The sequence below is a fragment of the Polaromonas sp. genome (genome assembly GCF_030682935.1).
In the GTDB taxonomy this organism is placed as follows: Bacteria; Pseudomonadota; Gammaproteobacteria; order Burkholderiales; family Burkholderiaceae_C; genus Polaromonas.
On sequence record NZ_JAUXNA010000331.1, the window covers coordinates 1 to 4,335 of the forward strand.

The window sequence follows — 4,335 nt, forward strand, 5'->3', positions numbered from 1 at the left end:
CTGCCGATCGCCGTGGCGCATGGCGAGGGCTATGCCAATTTCGCCTACCGGGGCGATGCCGCCAAAGCGATTGCGGCCATGCGGTTTACGGATAACCAGGGCCAGCCCACGGAAGCCTACCCCGGCAATCCGAACGGCAGCGCAGGCGGGCTGACAGCCGTCACCACGGCAGACGGTCGCTTCACGGCCATGATGCCGCACCCCGAGCGCGTATTCCGCAACATCCAGATGAGCTGGACCCGCGGCGACGTGAGCGAACTGAGCCCGTGGATGCAGATCTGGCGCAACGCGCGCAAGTGGGTCGGCTGAGCAGGCTGGTTTGACGGGCGTTGCGGGTAGCTATGCTAATCATAGCTACTCGTTGTTCACTGGCGGGCGCCATCAAGCGCCTGAGTGTCAGGCTGCCAGCGTGGCTTGCGGCTGGTTGGCGGCGATCTGGGTTTGCGCGCTGATGTCCAGTGCTGCGGCGGCCAGCGCGGCCGTTTTGGCGGCTTCGCCCATCGCCAGGCCTTCGGCGCGCACAAAGCGCACGTCGGTCACGCCGAAAAAGCCGAACACGGTCTTCAAGTAGCTTTCCTGGTGTTCCATCGCATTGCCGGCGTCGCTGGTGGAATAAACGCCGCCACGGGCCGAGGCAATGATCACGGTCTTGCCGCCGGCCAGGCCGACCGGGCCCTTGTCGGTGTAGGTGAAGGTGCGGCCCGCTTGCGCGACGCGGTCAATCCACGCCTTGAGCTGGGTCGGGATGGCAAAGTTGTACAGCGGCGCGCCAATCACCAGCACATAGGATGCCAGAAATTGCGCGACCAGGGTTTCGGAAATCGCGTTTTCGCGCTGCTGCATCGCGCTCAGGTCAGCAGCACCAGCGGGCAGGCGAAAGCCCAGCGACTCGGTCGACAGGTGGCTGGGCGTGTCCACGGCCAGGTCCAGGTAGCTGACCTGGGTGGCCGGATGAGCCGCGCGCCACGAGGCGACGATTTGCGCCGTGAGCTGGCGCGAGACCGAATTGCCGCCAAGAATGCTGGAGTCGATGTGGAGAAGTTGGCTCATGGGGATGTCCTTGAATAAAAAAATAGATGGATTTGGCTTGGTTTTCAACCATGGAATAGATTGTGCCGGCGCATCGATTGGCTGATAAGCTGGCAAAATCGCGATGGATTGTCCCGCCAGTAGGACGATTGAAGGAGTTCAATGCAAGACCTGAACGACATGCTGTACTTTGCCGAGGTGGTGGAGCGGGGCGGTTTTGCCGCTGCCGGCCGGGCGCTGGGGCTGCCCAAATCACGGCTGTCGCGCCGCGTGGCCGAGCTGGAAGCGCGGCTGGGCGTGCGGCTGCTGCAGCGCACCACGCGCAAGCTTTCCTTGACGGAGGTCGGTGAAATCTACCTGCGCCACTGCAGCGCGATGCGCGACGAGGCCCTGGCCGCCGCCGAAGCCGTGGCCCACCTTCAGGTGGAGCCGCGCGGCACGCTGCGCATCACCTGCCCGGTCACGCTGGCGCAAAGCACGCTGGGCTACCTGATTCCGCGCTACCTGGCCCAGTATCCGCAAGTCAAGGTCGACATGCGGGTGACCAACCGGGTGGTGGACCTGGTGGAAGAAGGCATCGACATTGCGCTGCGGGTGCGGCCCACGCTGGACGACAGCGGCAGCCTGGTGGTCAAGCAGCTGGGCGCCACCTCGGGGCAACTGCTGGCCAGTCCTGCACAACTGCGCCGTCAGGGCACACCGACGCATCCTGAGGACCTGGTCCGGCTGGACACGGTGGCGATGTCGTCCACCGACGGGCGCAGTGCCTGGGTGCTGCTGGGCCCCGAGGGGCAGGAGTTTGTGTTCCAGCACCAGCCGCGTTATGTGGCCGACGACCTGCAAACGCTCAAGCTGGCGGTGCTGGCCGGCACCGGCGTCAGTTTTTTGCCCGACACGCTCAGCATGGCCGAGCGGCAGGCCCAACTGCTGGTGCCGGTGCTGCCGGGCTGGGCGCCCAAGCCGGGCATGGCGCATGCCGTTTTTCCCTCGCGCCGTGGCCAGGTGCCGGCGGTGCGCAGCTTTCTGGACTTCATGGGCCGCCACATGCAGGGCGAGCAGGTGGTGGACGTCAAGGCCTGACCCCCCGCCTGAGTTCATGAGCGAAATAGGACGCTAGCCCAATAGCAGAAGGCGCAAGTAGCTATCAAAATCATAGTTTTTTTCAGGCTGACCTCCTGGTCTGCGGGCAGGTATTTTCCGCGCTCACGTCTGTTGCTTTCCAAGTCAAATGTCCTTCTATATTTGTTTTTAGAGATAAATTAAGAGCTATATATTCTTTTGAGCTTTAACGTTTGCTCTCCACAATGCATGAATCCGATTCATTTTCAGCGATTCAAGGAGCAGATCATGGCCATTCCCAGACTTGGCGACACCGCCTCTCATTTCACGCTCAACCGTTAACGAGCGGTTCAGGCAGCGTGCGCATCATCATTGTTCCCGGCTGGCGCAACTCCGGCCCCGGCCACTGGCAAAGCCTGTGGGCCAACCGGCTGGCTGGCGTTGTGCGGGTGCAGCAGGACGACTGGATTACGCCCAGCCGCCAGGCCTGGGTCGCCACGCTGGCCCGCACCATCTTGCTGCAGGGCGAACCGGTAGTGGTAGTGGCGCACAGCCTGGGCTGCATCGCCACGGCGCATTTGCCGCCTGAGGCCGCAGCGCGCATTCAGGGCGCCTTGCTGGTGGCACCGGCAGACCCGGAACGCCGCGCCATTCTGAGCGACTTTGCGCCCGTGCCTTTTCAAAAGCTGCCTTACCGCAGCGTGCTGGTGGCCAGCAGCAACGACCCTTATTGCCCGGTGCGCCTGGCGGGGGCCTATGCCCGCGCTTGGGGCAGCGAGTTTGTGCGCCTGCCAGAGGCTGGCCACATCAACATCGAGTCGGGCCACGGCGAATGGCCGCTGGGCGTGGCCTTGTTGCAGTCCCTGGTGGGCGATGCCCGCCTGAATTCATCTTCTTTTTCTTATTCCGTATCACTGGAAACCGCATGACTTCAAAACTTAAATTGACGCTGGCCAGCCTGGCCTTGGCCGCAAGCAGCCTGGCTTCGGCGCAAACCCAAACCCTGCTGAACGGCTCGTATGACGTGGCACGCGAGTTTTACAAGGACTACAACACCGCCTTTATCGCGCACTACAAAAAAACCACGGGCAAAGACGTCAAGATTGACCAGTCCCATGCCGGCTCCAGCGCCGTGGCGCGTTCCGTGGCCGACGGCCTGGACGCCGATGTGGTGACGATGAACACCACCACCGACATTGAATTTCTGGCCCGCAGCGGCGTCGTGGCCAAGGACTGGGCCAAGCGTTTTCCCAACGACGCGTCACCCACCACCTCGACCATGGTGTTTCTGGTGCGCAAAGGCAACCCCAAAGGGATCAAGGACTGGGATGACCTGGTCAAGCCCGGCGTGCAGGTGATTGTGGTGAATCCCAAAACCGGCGGCAATGGTCGTTATGTCTATCTGGGTGCGTGGGGCTCTGTGCGCGAAAAAGGCGGCACCGACGCGCAGGCCGCCGAGTTTGTCGGCAGGTTCTACAAAAACGTGCCGGTGCTGGGCAAGGGCGGGCGCGACGCCACCGGGATTTTCCTGCAGCGCAACATCGGTGATGTGCTGGTGACGTTTGAGTCGGAAGTGATCCCCATCGAACGCGAGTTTGGCGCCGGCAAGGTCACCGCCGTGTATCCGTCGGTCAGCATTACGGCTGAAAACCCGGTGGCGGTGGTTGAGCGTACCGTGACCAAAAAAGGCACGGCGGTGCTGGCCAAGGCCTATCTGGACTACCTGTATTCGGAAGAAGGCCAGGAAATCGCCGCCCAGCATGCACTGCGTCCACGTTCGGAAGCGGTACTCAAAAAGCACGCCGCTACCTTCAAGCCGCTCAAGCAGTTCACCGTGGCCAAATACTTTGGCTCGCTGAGCGAAGCGCAAAAAGTCCACTTTGACGACGGTGGTCAGTTCGACAAGCTCTACACCGTCAAATAAATCATGACTGCTTTGTCTTCTGCAGCGCCGCCCGCCGCGGTGGCGCCAGCCTTGCGCGCGGGCGTCAAAAGATCGCCCAAGCGTGTGCTGCCGGGCTTTCGGCTCACGCTGGGCTACACCGTGCTCTACCTCAGCCTGATTGTGCTGATCCCGATAGTGGCGCTGTTTTTCAAGACCTTCACGCTCACCTGGGACGAATTCTGGATGGCCGTGACGTCGCCGCGCGTGCTGGCGTCTTACCGCCTCACCTTCGGGGCGTCGCTGATCGCCGCGCTGGTGAACCTGGTGTTTGGCCTGCTGCTGGCCTGGGTGCTGGTGCGCTA

At 62.5% G+C, this 4,335-nt stretch carries 5 protein-coding genes and 1 pseudogene; 5 read left to right on the forward strand and 1 reads right to left on the reverse strand.

The features are described 5' to 3' along the window. Positions 1–309 (forward strand): phosphoribosylformylglycinamidine synthase subunit PurQ (locus tag Q8K05_RS15355; RefSeq protein ID WP_305247496.1); only part of this gene is annotated, 309 nt, incomplete at its 5' end. Between the two features lie 87 nt (positions 310–396). On the opposite strand, the gene Q8K05_RS15360 is transcribed toward Q8K05_RS15355, so the two are convergent. Further along, positions 397–1,050 (reverse strand): FMN-dependent NADH-azoreductase, encoded by a 654-nt coding sequence (locus Q8K05_RS15360; protein WP_305247497.1) that lies wholly within the window; start codon positions 1,048–1,050, stop codon positions 397–399. Between the two features lie 141 nt (positions 1,051–1,191). Here Q8K05_RS15360 and Q8K05_RS15365 point away from each other — a divergent pair, with 141 nt between their 5' ends. The 4 genes and pseudogenes from Q8K05_RS15365 to Q8K05_RS15380 form a co-directional block, all read left to right on the forward strand. Then, positions 1,192–2,109, forward strand: a complete 918-nt coding sequence (locus Q8K05_RS15365) for a LysR family transcriptional regulator (RefSeq protein ID WP_305247498.1) — start codon at positions 1,192–1,194, stop codon at positions 2,107–2,109. Positions 2,110–2,447: 338 nt separating this feature from the next. Beyond that, positions 2,448–3,017 carry an RBBP9/YdeN family alpha/beta hydrolase gene (locus Q8K05_RS15370; RefSeq protein WP_370868874.1) on the forward strand — a complete coding sequence of 190 codons (570 nt, stop codon included), beginning with the start codon at positions 2,448–2,450 and terminating at the stop codon, positions 3,015–3,017. Continuing rightward, entirely contained in the window at positions 3,014–4,012 is a 999-nt protein-coding gene (locus Q8K05_RS15375; RefSeq protein ID WP_305247500.1) for a sulfate ABC transporter substrate-binding protein, read from the forward strand. The genes Q8K05_RS15370 and Q8K05_RS15375 overlap by 4 nt, the downstream gene beginning before the upstream one ends. A gap of 3 nt (positions 4,013–4,015) precedes the next feature. Further along, positions 4,016–4,335: pseudogene (locus tag Q8K05_RS15380) on the forward strand (sulfate ABC transporter permease subunit CysT); the annotation flags it as partial.

Excerpts from the sequence above, each read along its gene's own strand:
- Q8K05_RS15365 (WP_305247498.1), top strand. The coding sequence starts at position 1,192 with ATGCAAGACCTGAACGACATGCTGTACTTTGCCGAGGTGGTGGAGCGG.
- Q8K05_RS15360 (WP_305247497.1), bottom strand. The coding sequence starts at position 1,050 with ATGAGCCAACTTCTCCACATCGACTCCAGCATTCTTGGCGGCAATTCG.
- Q8K05_RS15375 (WP_305247500.1), top strand. The coding sequence starts at position 3,014 with ATGACTTCAAAACTTAAATTGACGCTGGCCAGCCTGGCCTTGGCCGCA.